14 protein-coding genes are annotated in these 16,040 nt (G+C 59.1%); 8 read left to right on the forward strand and 6 right to left on the reverse strand.

Annotation, left to right across the window (positions count from 1 at the left end):
- Positions 1 to 6 precede the first annotated feature (6 nt).
- Positions 7 to 609, forward strand: a complete 603-nt coding sequence (locus ACR1XY_RS07885; protein WP_480591888.1) for an alpha-ketoglutarate-dependent dioxygenase AlkB family protein — start codon at positions 7 to 9, stop codon at positions 607 to 609.
- On the opposite strand, the gene ACR1XY_RS07890 is transcribed toward ACR1XY_RS07885, so the two are convergent.
- Entirely contained in the window at positions 606 to 1,427 is an 822-nt protein-coding gene (locus ACR1XY_RS07890) for an ABC transporter permease (RefSeq protein WP_480591891.1), read from the reverse strand. The genes ACR1XY_RS07885 and ACR1XY_RS07890 overlap by 4 nt on opposite strands.
- A gap of 122 nt (positions 1,428 to 1,549) precedes the next feature.
- On the opposite strand from ACR1XY_RS07890, the gene cysQ reads away from it, so the two are divergent.
- The 7 genes from cysQ to ACR1XY_RS07925 all read left to right on the forward strand — a co-directional run bounded on the left by cysQ (position 1,550) and on the right by ACR1XY_RS07925 (position 9,546).
- A complete protein-coding gene (gene cysQ / locus ACR1XY_RS07895; RefSeq protein WP_480591894.1) occupies positions 1,550 to 2,347 on the forward strand; it encodes a 3'(2'),5'-bisphosphate nucleotidase CysQ in 798 nt (265 codons plus the stop codon).
- Positions 2,347 to 3,147 carry a 3-deoxy-manno-octulosonate cytidylyltransferase gene (locus tag ACR1XY_RS07900; protein ID WP_480591897.1) on the forward strand — a complete coding sequence of 267 codons (801 nt, stop codon included), beginning with the start codon at positions 2,347 to 2,349 and terminating at the stop codon, positions 3,145 to 3,147. Before cysQ ends, ACR1XY_RS07900 begins: the two co-directional genes overlap by 1 nt.
- Positions 3,148 to 3,215: 68 nt before the next feature.
- The gene (gene galE, locus ACR1XY_RS07905) at positions 3,216 to 4,199 is read left to right on the forward strand and encodes a UDP-glucose 4-epimerase GalE (protein ID WP_480591899.1); all 984 of its coding nucleotides are present in this window, start codon (positions 3,216 to 3,218) and stop codon (positions 4,197 to 4,199) included.
- A 7-nt stretch (positions 4,200 to 4,206) separates the two neighbouring features.
- Entirely contained in the window at positions 4,207 to 5,244 is a 1,038-nt protein-coding gene (locus ACR1XY_RS07910) for a glycosyltransferase family 2 protein (protein ID WP_480591902.1), read from the forward strand.
- Positions 5,245 to 5,410: 166 nt separating this feature from the next.
- A complete protein-coding gene (locus ACR1XY_RS07915; RefSeq protein ID WP_480591907.1) occupies positions 5,411 to 6,397 on the forward strand; it encodes a glycosyltransferase family 2 protein in 987 nt (328 codons plus the stop codon).
- Positions 6,394 to 8,094, forward strand: coding sequence for a DUF5927 domain-containing protein (locus tag ACR1XY_RS07920; protein ID WP_480591910.1), 1,701 nt, complete (start codon positions 6,394 to 6,396; stop codon positions 8,092 to 8,094). The genes ACR1XY_RS07915 and ACR1XY_RS07920 overlap by 4 nt, the downstream gene beginning before the upstream one ends.
- A gap of 6 nt (positions 8,095 to 8,100) precedes the next feature.
- Positions 8,101 to 9,546: a nodulation protein NodH gene (locus ACR1XY_RS07925; protein ID WP_480591914.1), complete on the forward strand. Its 1,446-nt coding sequence runs from the start codon at positions 8,101 to 8,103 to the stop codon at positions 9,544 to 9,546.
- Here the strand turns inward: ACR1XY_RS07925 and ACR1XY_RS07930 are convergent.
- From ACR1XY_RS07930 to ACR1XY_RS07950, 5 genes are read right to left on the reverse strand one after another with little or no spacing between them, the layout of a single operon-like run.
- Entirely contained in the window at positions 9,530 to 10,048 is a 519-nt protein-coding gene (locus ACR1XY_RS07930; RefSeq protein WP_480591917.1) for a L,D-transpeptidase family protein, read from the reverse strand. The genes ACR1XY_RS07925 and ACR1XY_RS07930 overlap by 17 nt on opposite strands.
- 56 nt (positions 10,049 to 10,104) lie before the next feature.
- Positions 10,105 to 10,890, reverse strand: coding sequence for an ion transporter (locus ACR1XY_RS07935; RefSeq protein WP_480591921.1), 786 nt, complete (start codon positions 10,888 to 10,890; stop codon positions 10,105 to 10,107).
- Positions 10,891 to 10,910: 20 nt separating this feature from the next.
- On the reverse strand, positions 10,911 to 12,140 hold the full coding sequence (locus ACR1XY_RS07940; RefSeq protein ID WP_480591924.1) for a class I SAM-dependent RNA methyltransferase: 1,230 nt from the start codon (positions 12,138 to 12,140) through the stop codon (positions 10,911 to 10,913).
- 57 nt (positions 12,141 to 12,197) lie between these two features.
- Positions 12,198 to 14,030, reverse strand: coding sequence for an ABC transporter ATP-binding protein (locus ACR1XY_RS07945; protein WP_480591926.1), 1,833 nt, complete (start codon positions 14,028 to 14,030; stop codon positions 12,198 to 12,200).
- On the reverse strand, positions 14,027 to 15,865 hold the full coding sequence (locus tag ACR1XY_RS07950) for an ABC transporter ATP-binding protein (RefSeq protein WP_480591928.1): 1,839 nt from the start codon (positions 15,863 to 15,865) through the stop codon (positions 14,027 to 14,029). Before ACR1XY_RS07950 ends, ACR1XY_RS07945 begins: the two co-directional genes overlap by 4 nt.
- Between the last annotated feature and the right edge of the window lie 175 nt (positions 15,866 to 16,040).

Here is a 16,040-nt window from a genome sequence, read left to right on the forward strand (position 1 = left end):
TCTTGAATGGCGCGACTACTTTTGCGCGGTTTTGAAATCAGGAAAGGCTATCTGGACAGCGCAGCCCAAGTGCAGTTGATCGAGGTACTGCGCCCGATTCTGAAATCGGCCCCCTTGTTTCGGCCAGTGACGCCTTCGGGCAAAGAGATGTCGGTGCGCATGACTTCGGCCGGATCGCTGGGCTGGGTGACCGACAGGACCGGATACAGATACCAAGGACAGCACCCCAAAGGGGCGGATTGGCCCGCGATCCCTGATTCCATCCTTGATATCTGGCACCAATTGGCCAGCCCTGACCGCGACCCCGATTGCTGTCTCATCAACTATTACGGTGAAGGTGCCCGGATGGGGCTGCATCAGGACAAGGACGAGGTCGATTTTTCCTGGCCGGTGCTGTCAATCTCATTGGGGGATGACGCGCTGTTTCGCATCGGCAACCAGACGCGCGGCGGCAAGACCGAGTCGATCTGGCTGAACTCCGGCGACGTGGTGATCATGGGCGGCCCGGCCCGGCTGACATATCACGGGATTGACCGTATCCGGTTCGGGTCTTCGAAACTGCTGCCCAAGGGTGGTCGGATCAATCTGACCCTGCGCGTGGCAGGCTAGCGGCGCGCGCTCCAGCTCTGGGATACATGCTGACGCGAGAAAAAGATCCCCAAAAGCCCGATCAGCAGCAAGGCCAGCCCAACCCAAAGCGCATATTCCCAACTGGTATTGCGGGGAAAGTAGTTGCGGAACACGAACCCCCTGCACTGGTCGATGATGTGAAACAGTGGGTTCCACGCAAACATGGCCAGCGTGGCGCCACCCAACGCATTTGCCAGAAACATTTTCCCCGAAAAGATCATGTTCAGACGGCGGTAGATGTTGCTTAGAATCGTGGAAACGGTTGGCAACCATGGTTTCAGGGCCATGAATACCACACCGACGGAACATCCGGTGAACCAGGCCAGTATCAACATCCCAAAAGCACCGCCTGGGTCCTGAATCTCAATTGGCGACACAGTGACACTGTAAAGGAACAGTATGATGATGATTGTGACCATCTGCGTATAGAGCGTGCCGAACGCGGTCGCCAGCAACATGACCATCATGTTCATCGGCGAGTGCAGCATCATCGGGTTACCCCCGGTGCTGACCCCCGCCACCGAACTGACAGATCTGATATGCGTCACAAACAAGAAAACGCCGGACAGCAGATACAAAACGAACTCGCCCCGGATTCTGGCAATACGCGGGCCCATGAAAGACATGATCACGTAAATCACCGCGACCAGGGCCAGGACTTGCAGAATATTGACCAGGATGGCCAGCACCGCGTTGCTGTGTTGTGATCGCACACTGCGCACAACGGCATGGAAAATAAGCTCGGCGGTTGTGAACGCGCCGCCCAGTAATGTCTGGTTTCGCTTGAAATAATACACCCGAAGCGTCTTTCCCGTTTTTTCGCCTGTAATCTGCCACGAATTTCTTGCCGATCCGTAACCGGCACATCATAAGGCCGTCAGGATATTCGATCAACAAATCGCAGGAACGGAGCATTTTTGTGACCTACGACGCCCTCATCCCCGTCATTCGACGTCTGGCCCTGGAAGCGGGCGACAAGATCATGGAGATTTACAATTCGGATGATTTCGACGTCAAAGTCAAATCCGACGCCAGCCCTGTGACCGAAGCGGACGAGGCCGCCGATGCGTTGATCTCGGCCGGTCTGCGCGACGCCTTCCCCGACATCCTGCTGGTGACCGAGGAACAGGCCGCTTCACATTCGAAAAAGGGTGACACGTTCCTGATCGTCGATCCGCTGGACGGCACCAAGGAATTCATCAACCGCCGCGGCGATTTCACGGTGAACATCGCGCTGGTGGAAAACGGCGTTCCAACCCGCGGCGTGGTTTATGCGCCTGCGAAAGAGCGCATGTTCTATACGCAGGCCAATGGTCAATCGGTCGAAGAAACCGGCGCGCTGGACAAAGCGCAAGCCGGGGATGCTTTGCCGATATCAGTCTCTAAACCAGACAATTCGGCGCTGTTGATCGTGGCGTCGAAATCGCACCGGGATCAGGCGACCGAGGATTACATCAACAAATACCAGGTACAGGACAGCAAGAGCGCGGGCTCGTCGCTGAAATTCTGTCTGGTGGCAACGGGTGAGGCCGATCTGTATCCCCGTGTAGGTCGCACGATGGAGTGGGATACCGCCGCAGGTCACGCCGTTCTGGCGGGCGCCGGCGGTAAGGTTGTGCGCTTTGATGACCACACACCGCTGACCTATGGCAAAGACGAATATGCAAACCCGTTCTTTATCGCCTACGCTCCGGGTGTTGAGCTGAAGGAGGCCTGATGTCCGTTCTGATCGCCATTCCCGCCCGTTACGCCTCGACCCGGTATCCGGGCAAACCGCTGGTCCCGCTGACCGGCGCCAGTGGCAATGCAATGACCCTGATCGAACGGTCCTGGCGCGCGGCATGTTCGGTCTCGGGCGTCGACAAGGTGGTTGTCGCCACCGATGACGACCGCATCCGCGAGGTGGCCGAAGGCTTCGGGGCCGAGGTGGTGATGACCTCGGAAACCTGCGGCAATGGCACCGAACGCTGCGCCGAAGCGCATACTGAGCTTGGTGCCGGTTACGACATCGTGGTGAATCTGCAGGGCGATGCGCCGCTGACCCCACACTGGTTTGTTGAAGACCTGATCGCCGGATTGCGCGCCGCGCCCGAAGCCGGGGTAGCGACACCGGTTCTGCGTTGTGACGGCAACGCGCTGAACAGTCTGCTGAACGACCGCAAGAACGGGCGCGTCGGCGGCACCACCGCGGTGTTCGCCGCCGACAACAGCGCGATGTATTTCTCGAAAGAGGTCGTCCCCTATACCGCCGAAACCTTTGCCGGAGACGACGCAACCCCGGTTTTCCACCATGTCGGCGTCTATGCCTATCGCCCCGATGCGCTGGCCGCCTACCCCGCATGGCCCGTTGGTCCGCTGGAGCAACTGGAAGGGCTGGAACAGCTGCGTTTCATGGAAAACGGCCGCAAGGTTCTGTGCGTCGAGGTCGAGGCCAAAGGCCGCCAGTTCTGGGAGCTGAACAACCCTCAGGACGTCCCCAAACTGGAAGAAATGATGGCCGCCATGGGGTTGGAGTGAGGTCTTTCCCCCAATCGACATAGGCCTGACGGCGTAGCTGTGCACAGTTAATAAACCTGGAAGAATAGATGACCAACATTCTTGTAACCGGCGGTGCCGGATATATCGGATCGCACGCCTGCAAGGCGCTGGCGCAGGCAGGCTATACACCAGTGACCTATGACAACCTGATCACTGGCTGGCAGGACGCAGTAAAATTCGGCCCGTTCGAACAGGGTGACCTGCTGGATCGCGCCCGACTGGATGAGGTCTTTGCCAAGTACAAACCTGCCGCCGTGATGCACTTTGCCGCCCTCAGCCAGGTGGGTGAAGCCATGTCCGAGCCCGGCAAATACTGGACCAACAACGTCACCGGCTCGCTGTCCCTGATAGAAGCTGCGGTCGCCGCAGGTTGCCTGAACTTTGTCTTCTCGTCGACCTGCGCCACCTATGGCGAACATGACAATGTGGTGCTGGACGAAGACACGCCGCAAGAACCGCTGAACGCCTATGGCGCATCGAAACGCGCCATCGAGGATATCCTGCGCGATTTCCAGGCCGCACACGGTCTGAATCACGTCATCTTCCGCTATTTCAACGTCGCCGGCGCCGATCCGGACGGCGAGGTGGGCGAATTCCACCGCCCCGAGACCCATCTGGTGCCGCTGATGCTGGACGCCATCGACGGCAAGCGCGACGGGCTGACCGTGTTCGGCACTGATTACGACACGCCGGACGGCACCTGCATCCGCGACTATGTGCATGTCTGCGATCTGGTCGATGCACATGTGCTGGGTCTCAATTGGCTGGAACAGGGCAAAGGCAGCCGGGTGTTTAACCTGGGAACCGGCTCGGGCTTTTCGGTGATGGAGGTAATCGGCCATTCCAAAGCCGTCACCAATCGCGAGGTGCCGTATTCTATCGGCCCCCGCCGCGCCGGGGATTGCACCAAACTGGTCTCGGGCTCGGTCCGCGCCGGGCAAGAGCTGGGCTGGACGCCGAAAAAATCAACGTTAGAGACGATGATCGGCGATGCCTGGCGCTGGCATCAGAACGGCAATTACGCGAAGTGAGCCGCCCATGACCGACCGTGCAACCGATACTCTTCCGCCCATAGGATGGGTGCAGAAATACCGGTTGCGTCTGAAACGGCGGCGGCTGCTGTGGCGATCCTTCCGCAGCCGCCATCAACTGACCAGCCTGAACGATCAGACTGCACAGATCAGGCCCGGTGCCGTTCTGGCCTTCACCACGCTGCGCAATGAACTCAACCGCCTGCCGTGGTTCTTCCGCCACTATCGCGCGCTGGGGGTAGATCATTTTCTGATCGTGGATAACGGCAGCGATGACGGCTCGGTCGATTTCCTGCGTGATCAGCCGGATGCGTCGCTGTGGCAAACCCCGACCAGCTATCGCGAGGCGCGATACGGGCTGGATTGGCTGACATGGCTGCAAATGCGCTATGGGCATGGTCACTGGACCTTGATGGTGGATGCTGATGAGCTGCTGATCTATCCCCATCACGACAGCAAACCCCTGCAGGACCTGACCGCAGAGCTTGACCGGCAAGGCCGTGCCGCCATTGGCGCGCTGATGCTGGATCTTTATCCCAAGGGTCCGCTGGGTACGCAAAGCTTTGACCCTGAAACCGACCCGACCGAGGTTCTGAACTGGTTCGATCCCGGCCCCTACCGGGCGCAGCGGCAAAGCCCTTTGGGCAACCTGTGGGTACAGGGCGGCGCGCGGGAACGCATGTTCTTTGCCGACCGGCCCCGCCATTCGCCGACGCTGAACAAAATCCCTCTGGTCCGGTGGTCGCGACGCTATGCCTTTGTGAACTCGTGCCACTCGGCCCTGCCCCGGTATCTGAACGCGATCTATGACGGTCCCGGGGGCAACACCCCTGCAGGGGTGTTGCTGCACACCAAATTCCTGCCCGAAGTGGTCGGCAAGTCAAAATCCGAGAAAGCGCGGCGTCAGCACTTCCACGATCCCGACCAGTTTGCTGCCTATTATGATGCAATCGCCGACCGTCCCGACATGTGGACGCCCCAATCGGTCCGCTTTCAAGACTGGGCCCAACTGCAGAAACTGGGCCTTATGGGGAATATTTGCTGAAAAGCCGCATATGTGACTAACCAATTTTAAATGCGTTGCTATGAAAGATGCAAAGGTGGCATAAATCGGCAATTGCCCGGCACCACTCTGGATCGTCCAGCCCCCGGGCAAGCTCGCGGAACAAAAAAGGCAGAGCGCACGCGTGAGCCTGTTGGATTCATACCGAATGAGATTGCGGCGCAAGCGCCGCCTTGCGCGCTGCGTTCTGAAACAGCGACAGCTGAAGCCGGTGTCCGACAAAACCGCCAACATCCGAAGCAACGACGTGTTGTTGATGAGCGTGTTGCGAAACGAAAAAATCCGCCTGCCCTATTTCTTGGATTATTACCGCAAGCTGGGCATCGACCATTTTCTGTTCGTCGACAATGACAGCGATGACGGATCGCGCGAATATCTGGTCAGTCAGCCCGACACCTCAGTCTGGCACGCGCAAGCCAGCTACAAACGAGCCTCGTTCGGGCTGGACTGGTCTAATTACTTGCTGCGCAAATACGCGCATGGACGCTGGGTCCTGACCGTCGATCCGGATGAGTTCTTCATCTACCCGTTCTGCGACACCCGCCCGATCGGTGCCCTGACCGATTGGCTGGATGGCTGCGCTGTGCGCAGTTTCGGCACCATGCTGATCGACATGTACCCGCAGGGGCCGGTGGATGCGGAACTCTATCGCGAGGGGCAGGATCCGTTTGAGATCGCCCGCTGGTTCGATTCCGGCAATTACATGATCACCAAAAACCCGGATTACGGGAATCTGTGGATTCAGGGTGGCCCGCGCGCGCGGGTGTTTTTCCGTGACACCCCCTCGAAGGCGCCGGCGCTGAACAAGATCCCTTTGGTCAAATGGGACCGGCGCTATGTCTATGTCAGTTCGACACACTCGCTGCTGCCGCGCGGGCTGAACCAGGTCTATGACGAATGGGGCGGCGAAAAGACCAGCGGCGCCTTGCTGCATGCCAAGCTCATCAACACTTTGGGTGAAAAGGCGCAGGAAGAGATGCAGCGCCGCCAGCACTTCCGCCGGTCGGGCGAGTACCGCGCTTATGCCGAGGGATTGGGGGACAAGCCGGTTTTCTGGTGCGAGCAATCCGAGAAACTCATCAACTGGCGGCAGCTTGAGATCCTTGGCCTGATGTCGAAAGGAAACTGGGCATGAGCCGTCTGGGCGTCATCATGCTGGTCCACACGGCACTTCACCGGGCCGAGCAGGTGGCGCGCCATTGGACAGCCTCAGGCTGCCCGGTGGTGATCCACGTGGACCGCAAAGTACCCGCCCGGGTCTATACCGAATTCACCGCTTCATGTGCCAACGACCCGCTGATCCGGTTTTCCGACCGTCATGTCTGCGAATGGGGTGGTTGGGGCATCGTTGCGGCCTCGCAATCCGCTGCGGAACTGATGCTGAGCACCTTTCCGGACGTGCATCATGTCTACCTGTCATCAGGCGCCTGCCTGCCGTTGCGGCCGGTAGAAGAACTGATCGACTATCTCGCGGACCGGCCCCGCGTTGATTTCGTCGAAAGCGCCACCACCGCCGATGTCAGCTGGACCATTGGCGGGTTGGATCAGGAACGATTCACCCTGCGGTTCCCGTTTTCCTGGCGCAGAAACCGCAAACTGTTCGACGCCTATGTGAAGTTGCAGCGCGCGCTCGGCATACGCCGAAAAATCCCCGACGGGTTGGTGCCGCATATGGGCAGCCAGTGGTGGTGCCTGACTCGCCAGACCCTCTCGGCCATTCTGCAGGACCCCAGGCGACAGACTTATGACCGCTATTTCCGGCGTGTCTGGATTCCGGATGAAAGCTATTTTCAGACGCTGGCGCGGCTCTATTCCACCCATATCGAAAGCCGGTCGCTGACCCTGTCCAAATTCGACTATCAGGGTCGGCCGCATATCTTCTATGACGACCATCTGCAGCTGCTGCGCCGCTCAGACTGCTTCGTGGCGCGGAAAATCTGGCCGCACGCAGATCGGTTGTATCAATCCTTCCTGGCCGATCAGAACAGCGCCATGCGACCGGCCGAGCCCAACCCGGGCAAGATCGACCGTGTGTTTTCCAAAGCGGTCGAGCGTCGGACCTGTGGGCGCGACGGGCTGTATATGCAAAGTCGCTTTCCGCGCCACGGCAGCGAGAATGGGCTTACCTCTTTCCCCTATTCGGTGTTCCAAGGCTTTACAGAGCTGTTCGAAGGGTTCGAGCCCTGGCTGACCGAAACCACGGGTGCGCGCGTGCACGGGCATCTGTTCGGCCCCGAACGTGCCGAGTTTTCCGGAGGTCAATCGATTATCAACGGGTCGCTCAGCGATTGCGCCGTTCTGAGGGACTATAACCCCACGGCCTTTGTTTCAAACCTGATCTGGAACACCCGAGGCGAGCGGCAGTGCTTTCAGTTCGGTCCCGCGGATACCCAGCAAATCAACTGGTTTCTGACCCGGGACAGGAACGCGCAAATCTCGGTCATCACCGGGGCCTGGGCGATCCCGCTGTTTCGGTCAAACAGGAACTTTGCCGACATCCGCAATGAAGCCGCCCGCCTGCAGCAAATCGAGACCAAACAGCTTGAGGTTCTGAACTCGGTCTGGACCAAGGCGCGGGTGCGTATCTGGTCGCTGGCCGAGTTTGTGGAATCTCCGATGGAGCCCTTGCAGACGGTGATCGAGGAAATCGGTACCTCACGCGCCAGCCACCTGACAAAGGCACCGTTGATGGTGGATCTTTCGGGGTTCGGGAAATTCCTTCAAAATCTCAAGAATCAGGGGATGCACCCCTATCTGATGGGCGACTTCCCCACCGATGATGTGTTTGGCGCCCGCGCCCGGCCGTTCAAAAAACCCTATCTGGTGCAATAGCCTGTGATGACGTCGGAATTTGACTATTTCATCGTTCTTGCCGCGATGCGCACCGGGTCCAACCTGTTGGAATTCAACCTGAACGCACTGGATGGGGTTACCTGCCATGGCGAAGCGTTCAACCCGCATTTCATCGGCCGCCTCAAATCCGAAAGCCTGCTGGACGTAACGCTTGAGGAACGGGACGACGACCCGATGAAACTGGTCCAGGCGATCAGGTCCGCACCGGGCGAGATCAACGGGTTTCGGTTCTTTCAGGGGCACGATCCCCGTGTATTAGAGCCTGCGTTGTCCGACCCGCGTTGTGCCAAGATCATCCTGACGCGCAACCCGCTGGACAGTTACGTTTCGCTGAAAATCGCGCGCGAAACCAAGCAGTGGCAACTGAAGAACATCAAACGTCGCCGCGAGGCACAGGTTGAATTCGAGCCGCAGGAATTCGAGAAGTACCTGGACCAGCAGCAGGAGTTTCAACTTCTGCTGCTCAACGCGCTTCAAACCTCCGGGCAGACCGCGTTTTACATCGCCTATGACGACCTGACCAATCTGGACGTTCTGAATGGGTTGGCCGCATGGCTGGGGGTTCCGTCGCGGCTGTCCTCGATCGACGACACGATCAAGCCGCAGAACCCTGATATGGCCCTGTCAAAAGTGACTAATCCGGAAAAGGCCGAGCAGGCGCTGGCCCGGATCGACAGTTTCAATCTGCACCGCACTCCGAATTTTGAGCCCCGTCGCGGGCCCGCGATCGGCACTTATGTCGCCACACCTGAAACGCCGCTGATGTACCTGCCAATACGCGGCGGGATCGAGGGACCCGTGACCCAGTGGCTGGCCGAACTTGATGCGACCAAGACCGACAAGCTGATCACAAATCAGAACCGCAAACAGACGCGGCGCTGGCTGCAGGCCCACCCCGGACACCGGAAATTCACCGTGCTGCGGCACCCGCTGGCGCGGGCGCATTCGGCCTTTTGCTCCTATATCCTCAGCACCGAATCCGGTGCCTACCTGAAAATCCGCAACATGCTGCGCAACCGGTTCAAGATGCCGATCCCCGGCCAGCTGCGTAAAGGTAACTATTCGCGCGATCAGCACTATGAGGCGTTTTCTGCCTTCCTCACCTTTCTGCGGCAAAACCTGGCCGGACAGACGCCGGTGCGGGTGGACGGTGTGTGGTGCAGCCAATCTCAGGCCCTTGAGGGGATGGCTACTTTTGCTATCCCCGACCTGATCCTGCGAGAGGACGAGATCACCGCCGCCCTGCCCGATCTGGCGCGCCGGATGGGGCACGACCATCCGCCGACACCCGGCCTTAGCGCACCGGATGTCCCGTTTACGCTGGCCGAGATTTACGACGACACGCTTGAGGCGCTGGCGGCGGATGCTTACCAGCGCGATTACATGCAATTCGGGTTCGAGGCTTGGAAGCCGCTTACGGGCGCAGCGTGATCAGCGTACCCCGGTTTACCATCGCATAGATCTCTTCGATCTCTTCATTCTTGACTGCGATGCAGCCCGCGGTCCAATCCGGCGTCTTTTTGGCGCGCTTACGCTCGGACCGTTTCTTGGGCTCACCGTGAATGAAAATATCACCGCCCGGATCCACACCCGCCGCCTTGGCCTGCGCAATGTCATTCGAGTTTGGATAAGAAATGCCCAGCGAAAGGTGATAGCTGCTATTGGGGTTGCGCCGATCAATCAGATAGCTGCCCTCGGGCGTGCGACCATCGCCACGCTGGGTCTTTGTCCCCGTCGGAGCAAACCCAAGTCTGACATCGTATGATTTGAGGATTTTCTCATTGTGCAGAAGGTACATCTTCCGCGCACCCTTGTTGATGACCAGTGAGGTCACTTCGGGTCCATCATAAGTTAGAAATCTGGGGCTTGCCGAGGCACAAGCTGAAAGACTCAGCGTTGCCATTGCGCCCAATCCAAATGCTCGACGATCCATGTTTCACTGCCTGCTCATTTTTTTCAGCATTATGCCAGAAAATGGAAAAACTGAAATCACTTTTTGCTGTGTGATTGTTCGGTCAGACGACGCTCGATGCTTTCCAACCGTTCCAAAACCTCATCACGATAGGCGTCGGTTTTCACCTCATCCTCGGCATGGTGTGCATCCTGCATCGAGTTCACGATCAGACCCACCAGCAGGTTCACCACCGCAAAGGTGGTGACCATGATGAAGGGCACAAAGAACACCCAGGCATACGGGTACACCTCCATGACCGGGCGCACGATGCCCATCGACCAGCTTTCCAGCGTCATGATCTGGAACAGCGTATAGGCCGACTGACCCAAGTCACCGAACCATTCAGGGAAAGACGTCGAGAACAGCTTGGTCGAGATTACCGCACCGATATAGAACAAGATCGCCATCAACAGGAACACGCTGGCCATGCCCGGCAGAGCTGAAATGAAGCCTTCGACAACCCGCCGCAGGCGGGGTGCCACCGAGATAACACGTAAAACCCGCAATATTCGTAGCGCCCGCAGCACCGACAGCCCCCCGGCACTGGGAATCAGGGCAATGCCGACGACGATGAAATCAAAGACATTCCAGCCGTTTAGAAAGAACCGCCGCCCAGTGGCCAGCAATTTCATGGCGATCTCGGCCACAAAGATGGTCAGACAGATGCTGTCAAGCGTCACGATCAAGGGGCCGGCGGCCTCCATCAGGGTGGGTGATGTCTCCATCCCCAGCAAAATTGCATTGAAAATGATGACCCCGGTGATGAACCGGCCGAAGATGGGATTTTCAATGATGCCAAGCAGGCGTTGATTGAATCCCATTGTGACTTTCTCCTGTGTGCTCATGATGTGGGCCCCAAGACAAACCGCGCGGCCAGTTCGGTGTGTGATGACCATCGAAATTGGTCCACCACCTGTACCCATTCAAGGGTGTAGCCCGCGTTAACCAGCGTTTTTGCATCCCGGGCGAAAGTGACCGGATTGCACGATACATAAGCGATCACCGGGCGCTGCGCCTGCGCCAGTTCGGATATCTGTGCCTCGGCCCCTGCGCGGGGCGGGTCGATGACGACAGCGTCAAAGCTCTTCAATTCATCCGGCATCAGCGGGCGGCGGAACAGATCGCGGGCCTCGGTGGTGACGCGTTTCAAGCCTTGCGCACGACGCCAGCCCTGATCCAGGGCGTCGGTCATCGCGGCCTCACCTTCGACCGCGTGGACCTCAGCAGTTTCGGCCAGGGGCAGTGAGAAGGTACCGCTGCCTGCAAACAGATCAACAACCCGCTTTGCACTCTGCGTGGCCAGCAAAACCGCCTGCATTAGAGCCTGTTCACCGTCTTTTGTCGCCTGCAGGAACGCACCGGGCGGCGGCACAACCCCGGCCACGCCAAACCGCTGCACCGGAGGCTGGCGCATCGCGATCACCTCACTATCCCAGCTCAGCCGCGCCAGCCCGTGTTTCTCGGTTGCCTGCGCCAGCGCCAGTTCCAGAGGACCATCCAGGGGCTTGCCGCCCTTGACCGCCACATCCAGACCGCCTTCGGACAGGGTCAAAGTCACCGCCAGTACACCCTTGCGGCTGCCACCCAGAACAGCAAGCGCTTCGGCCACCGGAATGGCCGCGATCAGGGCCGGGTCCAGCAAATGACAGTCAGGAATCTCGGTAATCGTGTCCGAGGCGCGGCCATGAAACCCGGCCAGCGTGCCCTTTTTCGTCCGTCGTACCGCGATTGTCGCCCGGCGGCGCGAGCGTTCCGCAGAGGTGTGGATCGGACGCATCGGCGCCTCCAACCCCTGTGCCGTCAGGGCGGTACGCACTACCTCGACCTTCCAATCGGCCACGAATTCATCCGCGGCGTGCTGCAACTGACAGCCACCGCAGGCCTTGTAGTGGCGGCACCGAGCCTTCACCCGCTCATCCGAGGGCGTTTCAACCCGGATATCGGTCAGCAACTGGCCAACCAACGTGCCGCTGACCACCTCACCCGGCAGGGTCCGGGGTGCGTAAACGGGACCGTCGGCGATGCCATCGCCCTGATGGCCCAAGCGGGTTATGGTGAACTGCTGCGTCATGGAAGGCCTGATACCGGGGCTTTGCGCGCAACAAAACCCCTTTGCAAGCAATGCGCGTTATTCGGCGGCTTCAGCCTGAATGAACCCGCCGGATTGACGGTGCCAGAACCGGGCATAGAGCCCGCCTTGATCCAACAGCGCGTCATGGGTGCCTGTCTCCACTATCCGCCCTTCATCCAAGACAATGATCCGGTCCATCTCGCTGAGCGTGGACAAGCGATGTGCAATCGCCAGCACGGTTTTGCCCTGCATCACCCGGTGAAGCGCTGTCTGGATCGAGGCTTCGACCTCGGAATCCAGCGCGGACGTCGCCTCGTCCAACACCAGTATCGGCGCGTCCTTGAGAATGGCACGGGCCAGGGCGATCCGCTGCCGCTGTCCACCGCTGAGCTTCACACCGCGCTCGCCCAGATGCGCGTCATAGCCGATGCGACCATGGGCATCCTGCAGGCTGAGAATAAACTCATGCGCCTCGGCCTTTTTGGCGGCCGCGATCATCTCATCCTCGTTGGCATCCGGGCGGCCATACAGGATGTTCTCACGTGCTGATCGATTGAACATTGCGGTTTCCTGCGTAACCATGCCGATCTGCCCGCGCAGACTGTCCTGCGTCACATGGCGCACATCCTGCCCGTCAATGCGAATTGCGCCATTTTCCCCGTCATAGAGCCTGAGTAGCAGCGACACCAAAGTCGATTTCCCCGCCCCCGAGGCGCCAACAATGCCCAGCTTCTCTCCCGGGTGAACGGTCATGGTCACTTCAGTTACACCGCCCACATCGCGGCCATAGGCAAAGCTGACATGGTCGAAATCAATCTGTCCTGCCGCTACGGTCAGGCCGGTCGCGTCGGGCACATCCTCGACCCGCTCGCGCTTGGCCAGCGTTTTCATTCCATTTTCGATCTCGCCCACATTGGCATAGAGCCCCATCAGCGTAAAACTGACCCAGCCGGTCATCTGCGAAACACGGATCGAGATCGCACCCGCAGCCACAATATCCCCCGCCGTCGCAACTCCGTTGCGCCACAGCAACAGCGTTGCACCGATCAGCAGAACTGGCAGAACACCTGCCAATACCATCAGAATAAAGCGGAAGCTGGCAGACAGTTTGCCGAAGGCCAGCATTTTCTCGCGCAGATCGACCATCGAGCTTCGCGCGGCCTGATCCTCGAAAGCGGAATGAGCGAACAGCTTGACGGTCTTGATATTGGTGATCGTGTCGACCACCTGCCCCGACACCATCGCCCGCGCTCCCGCCCGCGCCGAGGACCGCACGCGAATGCGCGGCAGATACCAGCGGATCAGCAGGAAATAGACCGACAGCCAGGCAGCAAAGGGCAGGATTACCAGCGGGTGAATAGACCCTAACAAAAGCAAAGAGCCTACAAGTGAGGCCAAGGCGAACACAATTGCGCTGATCGTCTCGGACACCACCGAGGCCATCGCGTTCGACGTCTGCATTTGTTTCTGAGCAATTCGGCCCGCGAAATCGTCATCGAAATAAATGACCGACTGGCCCAGCGTCCAGCGGTTCAGCTTCGCCAGAACCAGAGGTGGGATGTTGGGCATGACGACATAGTTGTTCGAAAACGCCGAAAACCCGAAAAACACCGGGCGCAACAGCATGAAAAAAGCGGCAACACCCAGAATCGTCCACAAATTGCTGCCTGTCAGGATGTTCTGTGGCCCGCTCTCGGTTGCAAGATCGATCACGAGTCCCAGCATCCAGGCCGTCCCGGCCTCCATCGCGCCCGCCGAGGCCGAGAAAAAGGCCGCAACAAAAATCATCGGCCACGCACCCGACAGGCACCAGCGAATAAACGCCCCCAGCGTTTGCGGCGGGGGCGTTTCAGTGTTTTTGAACGGATCGATCAGGTCGGCAACCTTCATTCCGCGGCCTCCGGGTTCAGGAAGCCTCCAGATTGCCGCGCCCAGAACCGGGCGTAAAGCCCGCCATGCGCCAACAGCTCGGAATGTCCGCCCTGTTCCACGATCCGGCCGCCATCCATGACCAGAATGCGGTCCATCTGGGCAATCGTACTCAGTCGGTGGGCAATAGCGATCACGGTTTTACCTTGCATCATGCCGTAGAGAGTTTCCTGAATCGATGCTTCGACCTCGGAATCCAGGGCGGATGTCGCCTCATCCAACAACAAGATCGGCGCGTCTTTCAGGATCACCCGCGCCAACGTCACCCGCTGCCGCTGACCACCAGAGAGTTTCACGCCGCGTTCCCCTACATGCGCGTCGTAGCCGGTGCGCCCCTGCGGGTCCTGCAGATCGAGGATAAACTCATGCGCCTCAGCCTGTTTTGCAGCGCCGATCATCTGCTCTTCGGTGGCCTCGGGACGGCCATAGAGAATATTGTCCCGCACCGAGCGGTGCAGCAAAGCGCTGTCCTGCTGCACCATACCGATATGACTGCGCAAACTGTCCTGCGTGACGCTTGCAATGTTCTGCCCGTCGATCAGGATCGCCCCCTTTTCCACGTCGTAAAACCGTAAAAGCAGCTTTACTAGGGTCGATTTCCCGGCACCAGACCGCCCGATCAACCCGATCTTTTCGCCGGGATGAATTGTCAGGTTGATATGATCCAGGCCACCTGTCTTGCGCCCGTAATGGTGCGACAGGTCGCGAATGTCGATCTGTCCTTTGGTGAGTTGCAACGGTTTAGCCGCTGGCGCATCCAACAGATCGATGGGTTGGGCAATTGTCTCCATCCCCTCGGCCACAACACCCAGTTGGCGGAAGAAACTGGTCAGTGCCCACATGATCCATCCGGTCATCGCGTTCAGCCGCAGCGTGAGCGCGGTGGCTGCAGCGACCACACCGACAGAGGCGCTGCCCTGCATCCACAGGGCAATCGCCCAGCCGACAACGCCGACGATCAGCAGACCGTTCAGCGTGACCAGAACCGCATCCATGATGGTGAAAATTCGCATCTCGACCTGAAAGGTCCGGCGGGTTTCCTCGATGGCTTCGCGGGCATAGTCCAGTTCTTGATCGTCATGGGCAAACATCTTGACCGAGTGGATGTTGGTATAGCTGTCTACGACGCGACCCGTTACCGCTGAGCGCGCATCGGACGCCGCCTGCGATGCCGGGCCAACCCGCGCCACTGTCCAGCGCACCAGCAGGCCATAGAGCACGAGCCAGATCAGCAGCGGCAGAAGCAGCCGTGGATCTGCCGCCATCAACAAGATCGCCGCCCCGATCAGATAGGCCAGCGAGAAAGAAATGGCGTCAAACACCTGAAACACCGCCTCACCCGCCGCGGGCGGTGTTTGCATGATCCGGTTGGCGATGCGACCGGCAAAGTCATTCTCGAACCACCCCACCGATTGCCGCAGCACGTGCTTATGTGCCCGCCAGCGGATCAGGGTGCCGAAGTTCGGCAGGATCGTGTTGTTCAGCAACAGCACGTCGACCACATGCAGCATCGGGCGCAGCAGCAGCACGAACACAGCCATCAGGATCAGTTCAGTGCCGTGGGCCTGCCAGACCTCGGCAGGTGACCCGGACAACAGGTCAACAACCCGACCCATGTAATAGATCAGACCGACCTCGACTGCCGCAACAATGACCGAGATCAGCGCGGCCCAGAAGAAAACCCGCACGAACGGCCGGGAATAGTCCAGCATGAACGGCCACAACCGCGTGGGCGGCGTGTCGGTCTCTTCATACGCAACAAAAGGGTCAACTAGGTTTTCGAAATAGCGAAACATGGAGGGTGCTCCGATTGAGCAGGAAATTCAGGACGTGCGAAAACAGATGGCGCCAGAACACCACCCTTACGGGTCAAAGTGTTCCGGCTTTAGCCGAACCAGATCCCGTAATACATTCGCATGCCTCCCTCCAAATCAGGTAACAGGGGCACGTAACCACAATATGATTATTTTG

The sequence above is a fragment of the Ruegeria sp. AD11(2025) genome, assembly GCF_056542405.1.